At 70.2% G+C, this 20,845-nt stretch carries 16 protein-coding genes and 1 pseudogene; 4 read left to right on the top strand and 13 right to left on the bottom strand.

Features of this window, described 5'->3' with window-relative positions; genetic code table 11:
* Positions 1-24: 24 nt before the first annotated feature.
* A complete protein-coding gene (locus AC6JA9_RS21585; protein ID WP_223748613.1) occupies positions 25-1,209 on the top strand; it encodes a DUF4388 domain-containing protein in 1,185 nt (394 codons plus the stop codon).
* Here the strand turns inward: AC6JA9_RS21585 and AC6JA9_RS21580 are convergent.
* The 8 genes from AC6JA9_RS21580 to AC6JA9_RS21545 all read right to left on the bottom strand — a co-directional run bounded on the left by AC6JA9_RS21580 (position 1,113) and on the right by AC6JA9_RS21545 (position 7,923).
* On the bottom strand, positions 1,113-1,769 hold the full coding sequence (locus AC6JA9_RS21580) for a Uma2 family endonuclease (RefSeq protein WP_497957761.1): 657 nt from the start codon (positions 1,767-1,769) through the stop codon (positions 1,113-1,115). The genes AC6JA9_RS21585 and AC6JA9_RS21580 overlap by 97 nt on opposite strands.
* 128 nt (positions 1,770-1,897) lie before the next feature.
* A complete protein-coding gene (gene xerD, locus AC6JA9_RS21575; RefSeq protein WP_223748615.1) occupies positions 1,898-2,824 on the bottom strand; it encodes a site-specific tyrosine recombinase XerD in 927 nt (308 codons plus the stop codon).
* A gap of 66 nt (positions 2,825-2,890) precedes the next feature.
* Positions 2,891-3,841 (bottom strand): hypothetical protein, encoded by a 951-nt coding sequence (locus AC6JA9_RS21570; RefSeq protein ID WP_223748616.1) that lies wholly within the window; start codon positions 3,839-3,841, stop codon positions 2,891-2,893.
* A 60-nt stretch (positions 3,842-3,901) separates the two neighbouring features.
* On the bottom strand, positions 3,902-4,513 hold the full coding sequence (locus tag AC6JA9_RS21565) for an L-threonylcarbamoyladenylate synthase (protein ID WP_223748617.1): 612 nt from the start codon (positions 4,511-4,513) through the stop codon (positions 3,902-3,904).
* A 35-nt stretch (positions 4,514-4,548) separates the two neighbouring features.
* Positions 4,549-5,847, bottom strand: coding sequence for a cation:proton antiporter (locus AC6JA9_RS21560; protein WP_223748618.1), 1,299 nt, complete (start codon positions 5,845-5,847; stop codon positions 4,549-4,551).
* Positions 5,844-7,064 (bottom strand): sodium:proton exchanger, encoded by a 1,221-nt coding sequence (locus AC6JA9_RS21555; protein WP_223748619.1) that lies wholly within the window; start codon positions 7,062-7,064, stop codon positions 5,844-5,846. The genes AC6JA9_RS21560 and AC6JA9_RS21555 overlap by 4 nt, the downstream gene beginning before the upstream one ends.
* Before the next feature lie 32 nt (positions 7,065-7,096).
* Positions 7,097-7,435 (bottom strand): hypothetical protein, encoded by a 339-nt coding sequence (locus tag AC6JA9_RS21550; RefSeq protein ID WP_046713755.1) that lies wholly within the window; start codon positions 7,433-7,435, stop codon positions 7,097-7,099.
* A 38-nt stretch (positions 7,436-7,473) separates the two neighbouring features.
* Positions 7,474-7,923: a general stress protein gene (locus AC6JA9_RS21545; protein ID WP_141324348.1), complete on the bottom strand. Its 450-nt coding sequence runs from the start codon at positions 7,921-7,923 to the stop codon at positions 7,474-7,476.
* A gap of 354 nt (positions 7,924-8,277) precedes the next feature.
* On the opposite strand from AC6JA9_RS21545, the gene AC6JA9_RS21540 reads away from it, so the two are divergent.
* On the top strand, positions 8,278-9,018 hold the full coding sequence (locus AC6JA9_RS21540; protein ID WP_255653314.1) for a TVP38/TMEM64 family protein: 741 nt from the start codon (positions 8,278-8,280) through the stop codon (positions 9,016-9,018).
* 55 nt (positions 9,019-9,073) lie between these two features.
* Here AC6JA9_RS21540 and AC6JA9_RS21535 read toward each other — a convergent pair whose 3' ends face one another.
* The 4 genes from AC6JA9_RS21535 to AC6JA9_RS21520 form a co-directional block, all read right to left on the bottom strand.
* On the bottom strand, positions 9,074-10,240 hold the full coding sequence (locus AC6JA9_RS21535) for a proprotein convertase P-domain-containing protein (protein WP_497957760.1): 1,167 nt from the start codon (positions 10,238-10,240) through the stop codon (positions 9,074-9,076).
* 116 nt (positions 10,241-10,356) lie between these two features.
* Complete coding sequence (locus AC6JA9_RS21530) at positions 10,357-11,133, bottom strand: hypothetical protein (protein ID WP_497957759.1); 777 nt, start codon at positions 11,131-11,133, stop codon at positions 10,357-10,359.
* A 77-nt stretch (positions 11,134-11,210) separates the two neighbouring features.
* Positions 11,211-12,155, bottom strand: a complete 945-nt coding sequence (locus tag AC6JA9_RS21525; RefSeq protein ID WP_223748623.1) for a patatin-like phospholipase family protein — start codon at positions 12,153-12,155, stop codon at positions 11,211-11,213.
* Between the two features lie 113 nt (positions 12,156-12,268).
* A complete protein-coding gene (locus tag AC6JA9_RS21520; protein ID WP_408890411.1) occupies positions 12,269-12,940 on the bottom strand; it encodes a phosphoribosylanthranilate isomerase in 672 nt (223 codons plus the stop codon).
* 272 nt (positions 12,941-13,212) lie between these two features.
* Between AC6JA9_RS21520 and AC6JA9_RS21515 the strand changes: the two genes are divergently transcribed.
* On the top strand, positions 13,213-16,095 hold the full coding sequence (locus AC6JA9_RS21515; protein WP_497957758.1) for a carboxypeptidase regulatory-like domain-containing protein: 2,883 nt from the start codon (positions 13,213-13,215) through the stop codon (positions 16,093-16,095).
* Here AC6JA9_RS21515 and AC6JA9_RS21510 read toward each other — a convergent pair.
* Positions 16,065-17,042, bottom strand: coding sequence for a terpene synthase family protein (locus AC6JA9_RS21510; protein ID WP_497957757.1), 978 nt, complete (start codon positions 17,040-17,042; stop codon positions 16,065-16,067). The genes AC6JA9_RS21515 and AC6JA9_RS21510 overlap by 31 nt on opposite strands.
* 588 nt (positions 17,043-17,630) lie before the next feature.
* Here AC6JA9_RS21510 and fdh point away from each other — a divergent pair.
* Positions 17,631-20,768, top strand: a pseudogene (gene fdh, locus AC6JA9_RS21505) (formate dehydrogenase); the annotation flags it as partial.
* Between the last annotated feature and the right edge of the window lie 77 nt (positions 20,769-20,845).

The raw sequence follows: 20,845 nt of genomic DNA, 5'->3' as shown, positions 1-20,845 counted from the left end.
CTCACCTCGGGAGGACAGACCGGCATGGAGTCATTCAAGGGAAGTCTCGCCAGCTATCGCCTGCAGATGGTGATGCCGCCGTTGTTCTCGACCGCGGGGGTGGAAGGCACCCTGCGCGTGGAGCGCGGAGCCATCCGGCGGTGTTTCCAGGTGAAGGACGGCTTCCTGGTGGGTGAGAGCTCGAATGACCCCCGCGAGCACCTGTCCCAGGTCCTGGTGAACCTGCGCATCCTGGATGCTCCCCGGGCCGCGGCGGCCTTCGAGGCGGCGGAGGGCGCGGGCACCCCCTATGGCACCTTCCTGGTGCAGCGCTGCTTCGTGGAACTGCCCCGCCTCATCGAGGCGATGGAGCACAAGGCCCGCGAGGCCCTCTTCGACTGCTACGGCTGGGAGTCGGGCGAGGTGGAGTTCACCCCGAAGCTCCCGCCGTCCTCCCGCGCGGTGGGGTTGAAGCTCGCGCTGAACAGCCTGCACCGCGACGCGGTGACGCGGCTGCGCGAGTGGTCCGTGTTCCGCGAGGTCTTCCCGCACCTGGACGCCACCTTCAGGGTGTTCCGCGAGTTCGCCGTGGAGACCTTCTCCGAGGAGGAGGACAAGCTGCTGGAGCTGGCCGCGAGCGGCGCCACGCTGGGGGAGATGCTGGCCACGGCGAAGGAGGCCCCGCTGTTCGCCGCGCGGTGGATCCTCCACCTCTATCGCCGGGGCGCCCTGGCGCCGCGCCTGCCCAAGGGCCCCAGGCTGGGAGAGGCCGCGGAGCTGGCCGAGCTCCTGAACCTGGTGAAGCGCTTCCTGGAGTCGGGCAAGTACGACCACGCGGTGGCCCTGGCCGCGCAGATCCTCGAGCGAGGCCCCGTCCCCGAGGCCCACGCCCTGTACCGGGAGGCCGAGGTCCGCCTGACGCTGGCCCTGAGCGACGAGCTGTTCGCGCTGGATGGACGGCTCGTCTTCGAGCCCATCCCCCGCCCCACCCCGTCGCAGCTCACGGCAGATGACCTCTATCTGTACTCGAAGCTGCGAGGCAGCCGGAGCATCCGCCAGGCGCTGCGCACCGCGGCCATGGGCGAGCTGGCCGCGTCGCGTTCGGTGCACCGACTGATGGCCTCCGGGCTCATTCACGTCGCGCCCCTGCCCGGCTCCGACGCCACCGCCGAGGCGCGCCGCACCAGCACGGACCCCTTCGGCGTCCCCGCGGTCAACGTGGGCTCCTGAAGCCAGAGCTCCCCCAGGTCCAGGACCACCGCGTCGAAGGGCTCCGCGCGCATCCGGGCGGAGCCTTCGTGCACCCCCACCCGCGCCCAGCCCCTGTTCCCGCGTCGGTACACCTCCAGGCGACACCGGGCCGGGTCGATGAGCCAGACATGCTCCACGCGGGCCTGGTGATACGCCTGCATCCGAGAGGAGAGCTCCCCGCTCCGTGGCGAGAGCACCTCGCAGACCCAATCCGGCGCGGGTGTGAGCCAGGGTGCCTCAGGCTCGGGGGGCTCCGGCACCTCCGCCCGTCGCCAGGCCGCCAACGGGGGCACGACGACGCCCGACTCCAGGTGGAGCTCCGGCGTCTCCAGGAACCACCAGCCCCCCGGCCCGCTCCGGGCCCAGTCGAAGGGCCGCACGAGCAGCGCTCCCAGCCGATGCACCAGCGGATTCAGGTCCACCGCCGCGCGGGGCATGGGCGCGGGCCACAGCGCCTCGAGCGGCTCCGCCACCCACGGCAGGGGCGGCGTCTCGATGTCCTCATACGTCCTGGGCTTCGTTCCTCGGATGTCTCCCACGCCTGCCTCCGTCGATGGGACGCCCAGCGTCCCTCGCGTGACACCCCACCCCACAGGGTGTCGACCTGATACGTAGGCAGTCTAACGCCCGGTCTGACATGTCGGGTCCACCGACCCCACCGTCGCGGCTACGACCCCGTCTTGCGCTTCTTCTTGGGGGTGAACGCGTCGCTGCGCGGGTGGAACTCGTCGTAGACCGAGCGCAGCCGGGCGCTGTTCACGTGCGTGTAGATTTGCGTCGTGGCCAGGTCCGCGTGACCGAGCATCTGCTGCACGGCCCGCAGGTCCGCGCCGCGCTCCACCAGGTGCGTGGCGAACGAGTGCCGCAGCTTGTGCGGAGACAGCGGCTTGAGGATGCCCGCCTTCAGGGCGTAGCGCTTGATGAGCTTCCAGAACCCCTGCCGGGTGAAGCCTGAGCCCCGGGGCGTCACGAACAGCGCCCGCGCCTCACGCCGCCCGAGCATCGCCGGACGCGAGCCGGCCAGGTACTCGCGGACCTTCTCCACCGCCACGCGCCCCAACGGGACGACGCGCTCCTTGGCGCCCTTGCCCTTCGCGACCAGATACCCCGCGCTGAGCTGCACGTCGTTGACGCCCAGGCCGCACAGCTCGCTGACGCGCAGCCCCGTGGCGTAGAGCACCTCCAGCATCGCCCTGTCCCGAAGCCCCGCGGGAGAGCCCTCGTCCGGCGCGGCGAGCAGCTGCTCCACCTCCTCGAGCGTCAGGAACGAGGGCAGCTTGCGCGCCGAGCGCGGCGTGTCCACGTCCTCCGTCGGGTCCTTGTCCGCCAGCCGCTCCGCGACGAGGAACCGGTGGAAGCCGCGCAGCGCGGCCAGGTGTCGCGCCTGGCTGCGCTTGCCCAGGCCGCCCTTCGTCAGCGCCGACAGGTGCGCCGTCACATCCTCCTGGCGCGCCCGCGTCACATCGTCGACGCCGCGCCCGCGCAGGTCCTCGAAGTACGCGGTGAGGTCCGCGGCGTAGGCATCCACCGTCTTGCCGGACAGCCCGCGCTCGGCGCGGATGAACGCGATGAACGCGTCGAGCAACCCTTCCATGGCCTTCAGGCTAGCGGAGCCTCGCGCCGAGGCAATCCAACGCCCCCAACTTCCCGGGCGCGCCCCTCAGCCATGGGGCCCGCCCGCCGCGCCCTCCGTCGTCGAGGCGCGCTCCAGCGCCTGCACCACCCACGGCCAGCCCACCAGGATGTTGCCCGGCGAGCGCAGGCAGGCATCCGCCACCGCCAGCACCTCCGCCGGCCGCGAGCGCACCGCCAGCGCCAGGTGCCGGCTCAGGAACGGGTGCGGCAGGTAGCTCAGGTTGTGATGGCGCACCGGCACCCAGTGCAACGTCGGGCGCCCCGTCCACCGCTCCACCGCGTACGCCACCGCCGACGCGAGCACCTCCAGCGCGTACAGCGGCAACCGGAACGCGCTCACCAGGAAGGCCACCAGCGCCGACGCCGCCACCGCGCCCGCGAACGACACGTTGGCCTGCCGGCTCCACACCAACATGGGCACCACGCTGGTGACGATGGCCGCCACCTGCACCCGCCACACCGACGGACCCCGCCCGCCGCTGATGCTCGCGATGCTGCCCACCGACAGCCCGGACACCATGCCCAGGCAGATGCCCACCGCCACCCCCGCCGCGCCCCCGAGCACCGGCCCGAAGGCCCCCGCCGCCGTCGCGTGCAACCCCACCAGCATGGACAGGCTCGCCAAGGAGCCCAACATCACCCCGGCCGCGAGCCCCGACACCTGCGCGAGGGCCAGACCCACCGCCGAACAACACAACGCGGACACCGCCCAGCCGCCGCGAAGTGGAATGCCGGCACAGTACAACCCCAGCCCCACCAGCCCCGTCACCAGCGGCGAGCCCACCACCAGCATCAACAACATCCGCCGGACGTAGAGCCCCGCGGCCCGGCCGCCATTGGCCTGCTCACGCCACAGCTGGCCGATGCGCCCCCCGGGCGCGAGGATTCCCGCCGCGCGGAGCCTGTAGTGCAGGTCCACCGGGCGGAACAACAGTAGCAATAGCAACCTCATCAGCGACGGAACCTGCTGCGGCATGTCCGTTCGCGTTGGCTCCGCGGCCCCTGATTCCACGGCGGCCCCCCTCTTGTTCGAGTTTCAGTCCTCCAGCCTACCCTTGCCCTGCCGGAGGATTTCAAGCGTGTCGCCGATGAGTGAAACCACTGTCGACGGTTCGTTCAATGTCACGCCTCCGTCGAGGATGAGCTCCAGGCCATGCCCGAACGCGTCCTTGATCTCCCGCGCGTCCGTGAGCGGCTCACCGTCCGTATTGCTCACCGACGTCGTCACCAGGGGGCGCCCCAGTGCACGCGTCAGCTCGCGCGCCAGGGGGGCATCCGGGACCCGGATGCCGACCTGCTTCTGCTTCGACATCATCAAATCGGGCACCAGCCGCGTCGCCTCGAGGATGAAGGTGAACGCACCTGGAGTGAGACCCTTCATCGTCCGATACGCGAAATTGCTGACGTGAGCGTAACGGGCGACGTCCGACAGGTCCGGGCAGAGGAAGGACAGGGGCTTCTTCTTGTCGCGTCCCTTGAGCTGGTAGAGCCGCTCGATGGCCTTCTTCGAGCCCAGGTCACAGCCCATGCCGTAGTACGTGTCCGTCGGGTAGGCGATGAGCCCGCCGCGCTCGAGCACCTCCACCGCGCGCTGGATGTGGCGCGGCGACGGGTGCTCCATGTCCACCTCGAGGATGGGTGCGGCCATGATTCGTGTGTCCCTCCTGCGTGCGGCCCAAAAGCCTACGCGGTTCCCTGTGCCTCGTCCGTCCTGACTTCGCCACTGGCCGTCAGTGCACGTCGCGTCAACACCGGGCCCACCAGCTCGTGCGCGGTGATCATCGCGACGATGAGCACCTCCACCTGGGGCCCGAAGGTCGGGAACGTGCGCGACACCAGCGCCGCCAGGCCGAACGTCACGCCCGCCTGCGAGATGAGCCCCATCCACAGGTACTCCTTCAGCCGCGGGTCATCCGTGGGGGCGAAGCGTCGACAGGCGAACCAGATGGCCAGCCCCCGGAGCACCACCAGGAGCAGCGCCGCCGGCCCCACCGTCATCAACGCGTCCAGCTTCAACCCCGCGCCCGCCGCCGCGAAGAAGAGCGCGAACACCGGCAGCCCCGCGCGCTGGATGGCGTGGTGGATGCGCTCCCCCTCGCGCTCGTCCAGGTTGGCGATGAGCGCGCCGGCCGCCAGCGACACCAGCAGCGGGGACAGGTGCAGCCGCGTGCCCCCCTCCGCCGCCGCGAAGGACAGTCCCACCAGGAACAGCGGCAGCTCCTGCTTCACTCCTCGCATGTAGAGGAGCATCACCACCGCGAGCACCCCGCCCACCACCACCGAGCCGAACAGCTCCCACCCCACCCCGCTCAACAGGCCCGTCACGTCCAGCCCGCCGCCGAAGCTCGCCCGCGTCACGCCGGCCGCCAGCGCGAACGCCACCATGACGAACAGGTCGCCGATGATGACCAGCGCCATCAGGAACTCCGTGAAGGAGCCCCGCGCGCTCGTCTCCTGGACGATGGCGATGGTCACCGTGGGCGAGAACGACACCACCACCGTGGACACCAGCGCACTCACCGCCAGCGCCTGCTGCCAGGACATCGGCGCCAGGAACGGCAGCAGCGGCTTGAGCGCGAAGGTCGCCCCGAAGCACACGGCGAACGTCACGCCGCACACCGCGGCGCACAGGAGCGCCACCCTCGCGCCCACGCGGCGGATGAGCCCCAGCCGCAGCTCCGTGCCGGCCACCAGCGCGATGAGGCTCACCGCGAGCCCCTTCACCAGGTCCAACCCCTTGACGCCCTCGCCCGGGATGAAGCCCAACGCGTACGGCCCCACCGCCACGCCCACCAGCAGGTAGCCCGTGAGCCGGGGCAGCCCCAGCCCCTTGGCCACCTTGCCCGCGAACAGGCCGCACAAGAGCAGCGCGCCGGCCGCCAGCGTCACCGGCGTGCCCGCGTCCTCGCGCAGCACCTGGGCGCGGCTGATGATGGCCAGCAGCCCCACCAGGAGCAGCAACCGCAGCACCGCGCCCCTCATGTGGCCACCCCCACGCTCGCGGACTCCGGAGGCTCACGCGGCGGCGGTGGCGAGAGGACCTGGCGGAACGCCGGTCCCGCGAGCAGCTCGTTCACCACCGCGCCCACCACCACCACGTCCAACACCCGGCGCGCCAATGTGCCCGGCACCAGGAACTCGTATTCGGCCACCAGGCACAGCGCGAGCCCGCCCTGCGCGATGAGCGCGTAGCCCACCCGGGGCGGCAGCTCCAACACGCCCCGCGCCAGCCGCTGCGCCATCCGTCCCCCCACCACCTTCCCCAGGAACCGCAGCCCCACGAAGCCCGGCACCAGCGCCCAGGCCGCCCAGTCGCGCGTGTACAGCCCGCTGCCCACCAGGAACACCACCACCAGGAACACCGGCCGCTCCACCCGCCCCAGCGCGCGCGCCACCCGCTCCACCGTGCGCCCGCCCACCAGCGCCAGCGTCGCCCCACACGCCACGCCCGCCAGCAGCGCCGACACCCGCAGGTACGCCGCCGCGCCGCCCACGAGCGCCACCATGCCCAACGTCACCGTGGTCAGCTCCGCCGGGTCCTTCATCGCCCGCGTCAGGAACGCCAGCAACGCGCCGCACAGGACGCCCAGCAGCATGGCCAGACACACCAGCCCCAGCCCCTCCCCCGCGTTGGAGCCCGCGCCCAGCACCAGCGCCACCGCCAGCACCGCCAGCCCCAGCGCGTCGTCGAGCATCGTCAGCAGCGCCACGCCCAGCCCCCGCGCCCGGTCCATCCGCCCGCCCCGGTACGCCAGCACCGCGAAGTGTCCGGAGGACAGGCTCGCCGCCGCGCCCAGGAGCGACGCCGCCCCCACCGCCGCCACCACGGACGGCCGCGACGTCAGCATCAGGGGCACCACCAGCGGCACCGCCACGAACAGGAACGCCGTGCCCGAGTGCGCCAGCGCCGCCGCGTACACCGGCCGGGGCAACAGCCGCAGCAGCCGGGGCTCCAGGTTCAACCCCAGGATGACGCCCGCGGTGCCCAGCCCCAGCGCCATCACCGGGCGCATCAGCTGCACGTCCTCCGCGGACAGCACCCCCGCCGCCGAGGGCCCCAACACCACGCCGAACAACAGGAACAGGAATCCCCCCGCCGCCAGCCGCGCCAGCGCGGGGAAACGCCCCGGGTCCAACGCCGGACTCGATGCGAGCAGGGAGAGCGCCGCGATGGCGAGGAAGACGAGCAGCGCTTGCACGGGGCTTGCTTACACCGGCCACGCCCCGCTCGTCACGAGCGCCGGTGGGTGGGGGCGGCGATCACCGGGAGGGCCACCAGCCGACCCATCGGGGGATCATCCGCGTCCATCTCCAGCTGGACACGTTGGATCATCCGCTCCATCTCCTCGGCCGACACGCCAGGCAGGGTGCTCACCAACAACACCCGGTCCTCGTCCGCTCCGAGGGCCAGACTGCGAAGCCCCGCGAACACGGGGACTTCGGCGGACAGCGCCGCGGCCGCGCTGCGAGCTCGGACCACCAGCGGCTCCGGGATTCCAAACTCCCGGAGCCGACGGATGGCTCGCTCGGTGCCTTCCACCTGCTCGAGGAACGTGATGACCAGGTACACGCGGGCCGTCTTACCGGGTCCGCGTGCCGTTGGCCACGCTACTCGTTCTGGCCGGGGCCCGCCGTCTCACCGGAGGGAGCCGCCGGAGGCGTGGAGCCCTCCTGCTGCGGCGCGGAGCCCTCCGGCGTCGCCGCCATCGCGGCCCGGGCCGCGCGCTTGCCCTCCTCGATGAGCTTCTTCACCTTCTGCCCACCCTTGCGGCCAATCTCCTCGTAGAAGTTCGGCCCTCGGGTGGCCTTGACCCGGTCGCCACCCTTCTTGCCGATCTCCTCGTAGAACTTGGCGCCGCGCTCGGCCTTCACCGTCTCGCCGCCCTTGCGGCCAATCTCCTCGTAGAACGAGCGACCTCGCTCCGCCTTCACCGTCGCTCCGCCCTTGCGACCGATGGTCTCGTAGAACTCGCGACCTCGCTCGTTCCGGACCGTCTCGCCACCCTTACGGCCCGCCTCGGCCACCGTCATGCTGCCCTTGTTGTCCTTGTCCGACATTGCGCCCTCTCCTCTCTTGGCTGCCTGCCCCCATCCCTCACCGCGATTGCCCCTTGCCTGAAACCTTGGGACGGAAGCGCCCCGATGCAAGCAAGCTCCGTACACCGCCAGCCGTTCTCGCCTGACCCACCACACCAAAACCCCAATGATTCCGGTGGGTTCGTCAAGCTCGCCCTGCTTACTTTCCCGGCGGAGGCATGCCCGGCAGGACGCTCTCTTGTTGAAAACAATTCCCTCCGCATTGCCGATTCCCGAACCGACACTCACTTTCATGCCCGCGGCGCGCGTTCTCGTGCCGCGGGGAGGCGTTGCGTGGCGCAGGGTGCGAAGACATGGCTTCGGGTCCTGGCCCCGATGCTCGTGTCCGTGGGTGGACTGTTGACGCTCCGGCTCCTGGGGCCGGACTTCATCGACCAGCGACATCTCTCGGATCTGCTGGCCCCACTGGGTGATGCGGCGCCTTTGGCATACATCGCCTTCCTCGCCGTACGTCCCCTGACGTTGCTGCCCGGGCAGCTCATGACCGCCGTGGGCGGGATGATGTTCGGGACGCTCGCAGCGACCCTCTATTCACTAACGGGCAGCTTCCTGGCCGCCATGTTGCTCTTCGTGCTGGCACGCAAGCTGGGGACCCGGCCGATGAAGCGCCTGGCCGGCGGCAAGTACCCGGCGCTCGTGCGCGCGGCGAAGCGCAACGATTTCCTCTTCTCGTTCACCATGTGCATCAACCCGCTGTGCCCCACCGACGTGATGCTGGCCGCGGCCGCCGCCAGTGGCGCGCGGTTCTGGCCCTCGGTGGCCGGGGTGATGCTCGGCACCATTCCCGGCACCTTCCTCACCGCGCAGTTCGGCAGCGGGCTGGCCCAGGGACGCACGGTGATGACCGCGGTGTCCGCCGCGGGCCTGGTCCTGTCGTTGGTGTTGGGCGTGTTCATCGGCCGTCGCTTCTACAAGGAGCTCAATGAGGCTCCGGAAGTCCCTTCACCGCCATCTGATGCGCGAGGGGATTCGACGGTTCCCGAGCTGCGGAGCGCGACGGCCGCGGCGGTGCCTGCCGCTCAGGCCAAGAGCAGCGGCGTCCCTGCCACGTATTGAGTGGAGGCGCGCGCGGGCGCGGACACCCGCGCGGCCCCGGAGGTTCCCTCCGACCTCAGTCCCAGCGGCTGGTGAGCTTCACGGACCACGAGCGGAGCGTGCCGCTGCCCTGCCCCGTGGGGTTGGAGATGCGCAGGAGCCACTTGCCGTTGATGGTGCCGTCGCGCGGGATGCCCCGCGTCACGGGGATGCGCGCCGGGGGCACGCCCTCGTTGGGGCCGTCCCACAGCAGGGCCGTCTCACCACCCGGGTCCTCGAGCGTCAGCACCAGCTTCGACGGCTGGGCGTGCACCAGGTCCAGCTCCACGGTGATGTCCTCGGGCACGGTCGCGAGCCCCACCACGCCCACCGTGGACACCCAGGGCGTCGTCGTCGAGGCCGGCAGCGACAGGTCCGCGTGGTTCGTGAACGTGCCCGCCATCCACGACGGACGGCAGAGCCCGTCCTCCGCGCCGGACTGGGGCCCCGAGCACGTCAGGCCCGCGGCACACGGACGCAGCACGGAGCAGCTGTCGCCGTCGCCCGGCACGTACGCCGTGTTGCGGCAGCGGCCGTAGGCGATGGGACCTCCGAAGGCCAGGCCCGTGCACGACAGGCCCGCCTGACACGTGTTCGGCCCGGTGCACGGGTCACCTTCCGGCGCGAGCGCGACGTGGTTCTTCAGCGCCTGCAGCCCCGCGCCATCCATGAACGGCAGGCGGGACAACTCCACCAGATGGTCGATGCGGCGCGCGTCGATGATGGCCTGCGCCTGGGCCGCGCTCAGGCCCACGGTGCCCTGCAGGACGTTGAGAGGCGCCGAGTTCGCGGCGGCGATGACCCGGCGGGCCTCGGCGAGGTTGAACGCGATGCCGTGGAAGATGCCGACCTGCTCGTCCAGCGGCATCTCCACGCGGCCGGTGCCCCGGACATAGGCCTCCAGCGCCTCCAGCGCGGCCGGGCCCACCTGCGGAACCGCGTCCACCTGGGCGATGGAGACGAAGTGGCGATCATCCGCCGTGGACTCGATGCCGTCCGGCCCGTTGCGGTACGCAACCAGGCTCTGCGCGGTGAGCGCGTTGAGCGGCACCTCGTTGTCCAGCACGGCCACCGTCGTCGAGCGGCTGTTGAGGAACGCCAGCACGCCCGTGGACGCCGGAGTCCCCGTCATCAGGGCCTGCGCGCGCGTCATCAGCACCGCGGCGGGCTTCTCGTCGGCGGGGGTTCCACAGCCCAACAGCATGGGAAGAATGGAAAGCGGTAGATACCGCATCAAGTTGAAGGTCATGAGAACCGTGTACATCAGGTGTCCGACGTAATCTTCAACAGAGACGTCACGAGTCGCCGGTCACGGCCCCTTCAGGTCGGCTTCAGCCTGGCGGCGCAGAAGAAGGCGCCCGCGGCGGCGGTGAAGGTGGTGGCGGCGATCCACCCGTTCGCGGGGAGCTGGAACAGGGCCATGGCCGCTCCGACTCCGGCCAGCGTCAGGAAGACGCGTCGCGCGCGGGCCCGGCCTCCGCGCCGACGGCCCGCGGTCACCGAGTAGAAGAAGGCCGCCGCGCCCGCGACGAACTGGGCGAACAGCAATCGGTAGGCCGAGTTCCGCACGAGCTCCTCATGGAGCTCCATGAGGGTGGGCGGCGCCGGGGGCTCGCCGGACAGGGCCCGGAGCGTCGCGTTGAAGCGGACGAAGAGCGCGTTCTCCGAGCCCATGGTCAGGAGGAAGAGCTGGACGAGGATGACCCCGAACAACGTCACGAGGAGGATGAGCCAGGGGACCGCGAAGCGCTGCCGTTGCCATTGGCGCAGGGCGTCGAGTTCCTCGGGTGTCAGCGTGAGCGCATCGGGGTAGCCCAGGCTCAGCAGCGCCTGGGTGGCGGCGATGGTCGACGGCATCGTCGGCGTGCCGAGCCCCGCCAGGGCATGTGTCTCCAGGTAGGAGCGCACCAGCGTCGCGCTGCGCTGGGGGTCGGGCGCGGAGGGCAACTGGAGCAGCAGCGTGTTGATGTCCTCGGCCAGAAGTCCTCGCTCCTCCTCCGAGGCGCCTTGCGCCCGACGGACCAGGGCTGCGAGGCGCTCGGTCGCGGAGTCCTCCGCGCCAGGTCCGGACACCGCCACTCGCTGAAGCTCACCCACCGTGCTCCTCCCGCGCCCCGGTTGCGGCAGGGCGGGAGGCATCGTAGCCAGCCGCCCCCACATTTCGAAATGGCGGCTCAGGAATGGAGGATGGGCTCCAGTTGGGCGGCGATGCGCGGGGGCATGCGCTCTCCGGGGCCCACGCCTGTCGGCCGCATCACCGCGCGGGCCCGGTCCTCGCCGTGGCGCAGGCGCATGCGAATCATCTCCGGGGAGAAGTCGAGCGTATCGCCCATGGGCGCGGTGGGTTCGATGACGGTGATGCGGCAATAGACATACGGCTTGCCGTCCGGGGCGCGGAGCGACGTCCCCTGCTCATGGGCCTGTCTCACCATGTCATTGATGCGCACGAAGACATCCACGTCGTTCATCAGGATTTCGTTGAGGGTGATGTCCGTGAGGCTCCGACGGGCCACGTCCAGGATGTTGGCGGGATGGCGGACGGGCTCCAGTCGCGAGGAAGAACAGGCGATGACGACGATCTCCGTGGGCGAGTACCCGAGCGCGTCGCCCAGCGGCGTCACGTTGCGCAGGCCTCCGTCGACGATGGCCTGGGGACCGATGGGCTCCCAGATGACGGGCATGGTCGCGCTCTGCCAGACGGCGGAGAGGAAGTCGCTCGCGTCGCTCGACACCAGCTCGTATTGCCCCGAGGTGAGCGACACGCGGCCCACGTGGGCGGGGATGGCGAAGGGCCTTCCGGCGAGGTTGCGCTCGACCAGATCTCTCAAGGGCGTGTTGTCATGGATGCCCAGCTTGTTGAGCAGGCCGATGCGCAGGGCGACGACGAGCCAGGGGAATCTCCGGTACACGTCCGACTCGCGGAGGTTCATCCAGAGGTCCGTCAGGCGCTCGTACTCGCGCTGGGCGATGACGGCGCCGTTCAGCGCGCCCACGGAGACGCCGAAGACGCGCTCCCAGCGGAAGCCATGCACCTCACGCAGCACCCGCTCGGCGCCCACCTGGAAGGCGCCCTTGCCTCCACCACCAGACAGCACGAGCGTCGCGGGACGGTCCGACATGGGGCTACCTCGCTGGGGACGGTGGGAAGCGGGAGATAGGCAGGCTGGCGGAGGCCCGGTATCGCCCGAGGGCCCAGGCCCGCTGTCCTCCCCTGGGCCCTTCCCGCGTCGACTCAGCCTTCGGCGGCCCGCACCGCGCGCATGAAGCGCTGGAGCTTGTCGGCGTCGAGCGCCCCCGAAGTCCTCAGTCCGCTGCACACGTCCAGGCCGAACGGTCCCACGGATTGAATCGCCTCCGCCACGTTCTCGGGCTTGAGGCCCCCGGCCAGGAAGACAGGGACGGCGACCGCCTCACGGATGCGCCGGCTGAGGGACCAGTCGTGCACGCGGCCGGTGCCACCCAGCTCCTTCACCGCGAGGGACGGGTTGCCGGAGTCGAGCAGCAAGGCATCCACCTCGCGAGCGACGGCACAAGCCTCCTCCACGGACGCGGCATCGACGACGTGGACCACCTGCACCAGCTTCACAGCGGGCAGCGCCGCGCGCAGCCGCCGCAGTGTCTCCACCGGAAGGCTGTCGACGAACTGCACGGTGTTCACGCGGGTGCGACGGACCTGGGAGATGAGCTGCTCGGCGTCCTCTTCACAGGTCAGCAGGAAGGTGGAGACACCGGGAGGTGTGGTGACGGCGAGCTCGGTGATGAGCGCTTCATCGATGACACCGGGACCGCTGGGCATCCTGGAGACGAGCCCCAGTGCATCGGCGCCCCACTCCACCGCGAGTCTCGCCTCCTCGCGCGACGAGATGCAGCACACCTTCACCCGGACATGTCGCACCGGTTGCATCGGATTCCTCCATCCTTCGAGCGGGCCTGAGCCAGCACGACGACATAGGTAACGAGAGGGAGCCGCGAAAGGAGAAGTCCATCGGCCGGGCACCTTGCCGCTGCACGCGCCGCTTCGGTGCCTTCCGTGGCCTGTCGAGGCCCACCTCGAAGCTCGTCGGATGCGGTCTTCGCCGAGTCACGAGCGCTCGGAGTTCCTGCAACGTCGCGGCGAACAGCCGAGGGACTGGCACTCCCGGTCCGTCTGGCGAGAGAATGAGCGCGGGAGGGACAATGAGTCGAAAGACTGTCTTCGCGGTGGCGATCGGCCTGGCGCTCGTGGGTGTGCTCTTCATCTGGCGCGCGGCGTCGACAGAGGGGGGAGACGCCTCGATTCCCGCCGCGTCCGACTCCGCCTTTCGTGGTGAGTCGGCCAAGGCGAAGCCTGCGCCACCCTCCACCTCGCGAGGGACCGTGGCCCAGGCTCCCGCGACAGGGACACCTCCGGTCGCCGAAGCGATGCGCGAGGAGGAAGGAGCCGTCCAGGTCGAAGTCCGCGGAAGCTCGCGGCCCGTCGAGGGAGCGCAGGTATCGCTCTACGTCCAGGGGCCGCGTTCACCTGAGACAGGCCGCCCCACGTGGTTCGTCGCGGGGCGAGGAACCACGGACGCCACGGGCACGCTGCGACTCCCCGCGAGGCCCGGTCCGTACCTCGTCACCGCGAAGGCGCGGGGGTTCGCCACCGCGAGGCTGTCGCTCACCCGTCCTCGTGGCGAGGCACTCACGCCCGTACGCCTCACCCTTGGCGAGGGTGTGACCTTGTCGGGCTCGGTCGTCGAGCGCGCCTCGAAGGCCCCCGTCCCTCTCGCGAGGCTCACGCTCACGCCGCGCACGGTGCTGGCCTCCGCCTCCGTCGCGACCACCTCCGTTCCGGAGGAGGAACGTCACGAAGCCTCGGCCGACGAGCGCGGCCTCTTCCGCTGCGAAGGACTCACGCCCGGCGAATACCAGCTCGAGGTCACGGCGCCCGCCCACTCGACCCGGCGCATCGCCCGGGTCCAGGCTCCGGCCTCCGGACTCGTCGTCGAGCTCGATGGCTCGGCCTTCATCGAGGGATTCGTCGAGCTGCCGGAGGGCAAGCCGGCGGCGGGGGCTCGCGTCACGGCCACGGGCATGGGCGAGACGTTCGAGACGGAAACCAGCGCGGGCGGTGGGTTTTCGCTCGATGTGCCCCCGGGCGTCTATCAAGTGTCGGCGCGGCTGGATGCGCTGACGGGCACCGCGCGGGAGCGCGCGGTCGTCGGCGCGGGGATGACCCTCCGTGACGTCCGCATCCGACTGGGCGCCGCCGCGTCTCTCACGGGAATCGTGCGCGGCAAGGGCACCTCCGTGCCCATCGCGGGAGCCACGGTGTCCATCGCCCCGGGCACCATGGTGGCGACCTTCGACGCCGCCCCCGCCGAGGTCGCGAGCGCCACGAGCGGCACGGACGGACGCTTCGATGCGGGGAACCTCGCACCGGGTTCCTATTCGGTGACGGTCCGGGCGAAGGGCTTCCGGGTTCTGCGGCGAGAAGGCATCACGGTGCTCGCGGGTCAGCGCTTCGAGATGTTGGCCGAACTGGACGCCAATGGGCGCATCGAGGGCACGGTCGTCGACGACAGCGACCAACCTCTCGCGGGAATCCAGGTCACCCCCGAGCGTCGCTGGCGGATGATGCCCATGGAAGGCGTGCTCACGTCGGTGACGGATGCACAGGGTGCCTTCGTTCTCGAGGACGTCCCGCCGGGTGACGTCTTCGTCGCCGCGCGCCGGCCGGGCAGTCAGCTCCATGTCCGCGAGCGCGTGGCGGTGAGCCCCGGCCAGACACATCAGGTGAAGCTCAAGCTGGGGGGCGAAGGCACGCTCGAGGGAACCGTGAAGCTCGCGGACGGGCGCGTGCCCACGGCGGCCGTGACGGTCTTCGCGCAGCTCGCGGACACGGCGCGCACGGAGGCACATCAGATCCCCACCGCGGCGGACGGCAACTGGAGCATGCGAGTGCGAGCCGGGCGCTACCGCGTCGCCGCATGGCTCGTCGACGTGGGCAACCAGAACAGCGACCAGGAGAAGGTCGTCGACCTGAAGGCGGGCGCGACCGAGCGCGTGGACCTGCAGGTCCGCGAGGCGGAGCGTCCCCTCTCCGTCACGGTGCTGGAACCCAATGGCGCGCCGAGTGTCTCGGCCACCGTCATGGGGGCGGAGGCGGGCAAGAACGAGATCTTCCTCGAGGACTCCACGGATGCCTCGGGACAGGTGACGCTGGTCGCCGACTCACTGGGCACCCAGCCGCTGCACATCTGGGCTACGAATGGCGGGCGCCGGGGCGACCTGCCCTCCGTGCCGGCCACGCAGAGGTCGCTGGTCATCCAGCTCCAGCCCGGAGGGCGGCTCACGGGGGCGGTCCGCTCGGCGGGAGGCCGGAGCATCGAGGGCTTCCGCCTGGTGGTCTCCGCGACGAAGAGCGAGGACGACTTCCTGTCGCGACAGGAGCTGGAGCTCGCGGGAGATCGCTTCGTGGTCGAGGACGTCAACCCAGGCGCCGTGACGGTGTCCGTGACGCTGCCCGACGGTCGCGCGGGCAAGGCGGACACGATGAGCGTTGCGGGCCAGACGACCCCGGTCGACGTCGTGGTGGAGCCGGGCAGTGCCATCTCGGGCCGGCTGGTCGACAAGGCAGGCAAGCCCATTGCCCAGGCGTTCGTGGACGTGGATGGCCTGACCTCGGCGCCCACGGGCGCGGATGGGCGGTTCCGGGTGGAGGATGTCGCGCCGGGCCAGCACCGGCTCATCGCCTGGAGCGAGAAGACGGAGCGCGCGGAGAAGAAGCTCACGCTGGCGGTGGGAAAGAGCCAGGATGTGGGCGACTGGAAGCTGGGCCCACCGCGCATCGAGCCGGGGCGGCTGGGCATCTTCTTCGGGATGGCCGGAGACGACGTCCTGGTGCGCGGCGTGCTCGAGAGCATGCACGGCGATGCGCTTCGCGTGGGAGACATCGTCCAGTCCATTGATGGCGCCACGGTGCTGACGGCGGGAGAGGCACGTGAGCGTGAGTTGGGGGCGCCGGGCAGCCCCGCCATCCTGATCATCCGGCGCGACACGAGGACCTATCCCGTCACCCTCTCCCGAGCCCCCTGAGACGGCTGTGCGTAGCGAGCCGTCTCGCGGGTCCAGTCCGTGGTGCCTTGCATCAGGTTCTTGATCGCGGCGATGTCGCGGTCGATGACGCTCCAGGTCTCGATGCACTGGACGCCCTGTCGTATCCGCTGCTCCACGGCGGCGAAGGTCTCGACCCGCTTCGCGATCTCACCCTCGACCTGGTCCATGGCGGCGGCCTGCCCACAGCCCTCGTGATGCATCTGGAGGAGCACCATGTTGTGCATCTGCCCGCTCGCGGCCTCCTTGGGCGCTGAATAGATGTCGTTGACCATCACCACGACGTCCGTGCACAGCGAGCGCAGCGTCGTCATGTCCTCCGTGCCATGCACGGCGGGCGGAACGTCGAGTCCCTCGGAGCGTTCACAGATGTCGAGGCTCGGCAGGACGCCGATCGAGAGCCGTCGCGTGCGCAGATAGGTCTCGAGGTCCACGGGCCATCCTTGCGTGCGCTCACGCGCCTCCTGGTAGTACGACTCGAAGTACCCGGCGAGGTCCTGGGTGAACCGTGCCTTCCAGGACGCACTCGCGCCAGCGGTCGAACGCCCCCACAACTCCAGCAGGGCGGCGCCAAGGCGCGATGAGGGGTACCGCTGGGGGGCCGAGCCCTGGATCACCGCCAACAGTTCGTCCAGCACGGCGCGGGTCGCCTCGAGGTCGAGGCCGATCGGTCCATCGAACTGGTCGTCGAAGACGAAGAGCCACCCCATCCAGTCGCTCACCAGGTCGAGGCCCGCCCCCCGGCTGTTCGGACACATCCTCGCGGACAGCCGGTCGAACCGGCTCGCGTCATAGGTCCGCAGGGCTTCGGGCTGGACGATGAGTCCCTGGAAGGCTAGCCAATGCAGGGTATGCGCCCGAGTGGCCTCGACGTCAGGGCTGATGCCCGCGACGTAGCGAAGGTCGATTCGAGGAACGCGGCTGTGCATGGAACCCTCCTGTTGGCTGTCGTCACGACGCCTTGGCTTGCTCCCGAGAAGGGTGGAGCAGCGAGCCCCATGGCCACGCGCCGTCCTTGGAGCGGAGCTGCTCGGAGTCGCTGTAACGGCCTCCTCGAAGGCGCGGCTGGCCTCGATGTTTCGGCCCAGCGGTCCGTCGAACGGGGCGTCGAAGATGAGGCCCCAGGCCATGAAGTCGATGACGGCCACCGCGAGGTGTGCGCGCGACAGGCCTCCGCATCCGGGCTGATGTCAGACGGATAGGGAATGCCTATCCGCGGAATCTCTGCTCGCATCCACGCACGATAATCAGCGCAATGTTCAGCAACAACCCGAAGGGTGTCCGACGGAACGACTCTCATTCCCGTGCGGTGCGGGGGATGACGACAGCCGGGTGCGGGGTCGACCTGAAACAGCCATCCAACTGAAGACAACTCATCCTCGGAACCGTCAGGCCCCTGACGTGTGCGGGTGACCGCGCCGCTCAGAGCCACTGTTTCATGCGCGCTCGCCCCCATCATCCGGACGCGCGCCGGCATGACGCCGACCGGGAGGTCCGCCGTGGGAATCCTCGATCTGATGCTCCGCTGGCCCGTGCTGCGTCAAATTGCGCGCGGCGACGTCAAGGCGCTCGGTGATACGGCCATGACGGAGCGCAGCCGGACGCTGGAGCCCCGCACCGCTCGCGCGGACCGCGTCGTCAAATCCGTCTGCCCCTACTGCGCCGTGGGCTGCGGACAGGACATCTACGTCAAGGACGAGCGCATCATCGACATCGAGGGCGACCCCGACTCGCCCATCTCCCGGGGCCGCCTGTGCCCGAAGGGCTCCGCCACCTTCCAGCTCGTCACCGGCACCCACCGCGTCCAGCACGTGCTCTACCGCCGTCCTGGCGGCACCGGGTGGGAACGCCTCCCGCTGGAGCAGGCCATGGACATGGTCGCCGAGCGCGTGAAGCGCACCCGCGACGAGACCTGGGAGGACACCGACGTCAACGGCTTCAGCGTCCAGCGCACGCTGGGCCTCGCGCACCTGGGCGGCGCCACGCTCGACAACGAGGAGAACTACCTCCTCAAGAAGCTCTTCACCGCCCTCGGCATCGTCCAGGTGGAGAATCAAGCCCGCATATGACACTCATCGACGGTGCCCGGTCTGGGCATCACGCTGGGACGTGGCGGAGCCACGACCTTCCAACAAGACCTGCGGAACTCTGACTGCATCCTCATCCAGGGCTCCAACATGGCCGAGTGTCACCCGGTGGGCTTCCAGTGGGTGATGGAGGCCAAGGCCCGGGGGGCGACGGTCATCCACGTGGATCCTCGCTACACGCGCACCAGCGCCGTGGCGAACCAGCACGTGCCCATCCGTGTCGGCTCGGACATCGCGTTCCTGGGAGGGCTCGTGCGCTACGTGCTCGAGCACGAGCGCTACTTCAAGGAGTACGTCGTCCACTACACCAACGCCGCCAACCTGGTGCGCGAGGACTTCCAGGACACGGAGGACCTGGACGGGCTCTTCAGTGGCTTCCTGCCGAAGGAGAACAAGTACGACGTCAGCTCCTGGAGCTACGAGGGCGTCGAGGGCCCCACTCCCGCGTCCGGCCACAAGGAACTCTACGCGGAGCCCGGCGCGGGTGAAGGCGAGACGCACGCCACCCTCATCACCGAGGCCATCAAGGACCCCACGCTCCAGCACCCGCGCTGTGTGTTCCAGGTCCTCCGGCGCCACTTCCAGCGCTACACCCCGGCCATCGTCGCCAAGGTCTGCGGCGTCCCCGAGGAGCAGTTCCTGAAGGTCGCCCAGACGCTCTGCGACAACTCCGGCCGCGAGCGCACCACGGCGTTCTGCTACGCGGTGGGCTGGACGCAGCACTCGGTGGGCGTGCAGTACATCCGCACCGCGACCATCCTCCAGCTCCTCTTGGGCAACATCGGCCGGCCCGGCGGCGGCATCCTCGCGCTGCGCGGGCACTCGTCCATCCAGGGCTCCACGGACATCCCCACCCTGTTCAACCTGCTGCCCGGCTACCTGCCCATGCCGAGCGCCACGCAGTCCCCTGCCCTGGCCGACTACCTGGCGTCCCACACGTCCAGCACGGGCTGGTGGAACAACTTCCCCAAGTACGTCGTCTCGCTCTTGAAGGCCTGGTTCGGGGACGCGGCGACCGAGGAGAACGAGTTCGGCTTCCGGCACCTGCCCCGGCTCACCGGCAATCACTCGCACATGCAGACGGTGGTCGACATGGCCGAGGGCCGCATCAAGGGCTACTTCGTGATGGGCGAGAACCCCGCGGTGGGATCCATGAACGGGGCGCTCCAGCGCAAGGGCCTGCGTCAGCTCGAGTGGCTGGTGGTGCGCGACTTCACGCTCATCGAGACGGCCGAGTTCTGGCGCACGGCCCCCGAGGTCCAACGCGGCGACGTGAAGACGGAGGACATCCGCACGGAGGTCTTCTTCTTCCCGGCCGCCGCGCACACGGAGAAGGACGGTTCCTTCACCAACACGCAGCGGATGCTCCAGTGGCACCACGCCGCGGTGGAGCCCCGCGAGGACGTGCGCAGCGAGCTGCACTTCACCTTCCACCTGGGCCGGAGGCTCAAGCGGCTGTACGCGGCCTCGGGAGCGCCCAGGGACCAGGCCCTGCGCCAGTTGACATGGGACTACCCGACCCACGGCGCACTCGAGGAACCGAGCGCCGAGGCGGTGCTCCGGGAGATCAACGGCTACACCGTGACAGATGGCCAGCCCGTGAGCGGCTTCACCGCGCTGAAGGACGACGGCTCCACCGCCTGCGGATGTTGGATCTACTCCGGAGCCTACGCGGAGGGCGTGAACCAGCCGGCGCGCCGCAAGCCAGGGCACGAGCAGACCTGGGTGGCGCCCGAGTGGGGCTGGGCGTGGCCCGCCAATCGCCGCATCCTCTACAACCGGGCCTCCGCGGACCCGCAGGGCCGTCCCTGGAGCGAGCGGAAGAAGTACGTCTGGTGGGACGAGACGCAGCGGAAGTGGACCGGCGAGGATGTCCCCGACTGCATCGCGGACCGACCTCCGGACCATCGCCCTCCTCCCGGCGCCAAGGGCATCGAGTCCCTGGCGGGAGATGACCCATTCATCATGCAGGCCGACGGCAAGGCCTGGCTCTTCGCGCCGAGCGGGATGCTCGATGGCCCCCTGCCCACGCATTACGAGCCCATGGAGTCGCCGGTGAAGAACGCGCTCTACGGGCAGCAGTGCAATCCGACGCGGCTGGAGTGGCACCGCAAGGGCAACCCCTACCACCGCGCGTGGGGTGACCCGCGCTACCCCTTCATCCTCACCACGTACCGGCTCACCGAGCACCACACGGCGGGCGGCATGAGTCGCTGGCTGTCCTGGCTCAGCGAGCTCCAGCCGGAGCAGTTCTGCGAGGTCTCCGTCGAGCTGGCGCGCGAGCGGGGGCTGAGCAACGGCGGCTGGGCCACGCTGCGCACAGCGCGCGGAGACCTGGAGTGCCGCGTGCTCGTCACCGAGCGAATGCGTCCGCTGAAGCTCAACGGCACGTCGGTGCACCAGGTGGGCATCCCGTATCACTGGGGCGTGACGGGCCGCTCGCGCGGGGATGGGGCGAATGAGCTGCTGGGCTTCGTCGCCGACCCCAACGTGGACATCCAGGAGTCGAAGGCGCTCACCTGCGACCTCATCGCGGGCCGCCACGCCACGCGGGCCCGGGCGGCGACGGGTGCCACGCCTCCCGCCCTGCCCTCGGACCTGGCGCCGCACCGACGCGACAGCCTCGCCGCGGGCGACGTCGACCA

The sequence above is a fragment of the Myxococcus sp. MH1 genome, from assembly GCF_059738865.1.
Note: the sequence above shows the minus strand (reverse complement) of the source record. Positions and strands in the feature narration are given on the sequence as shown.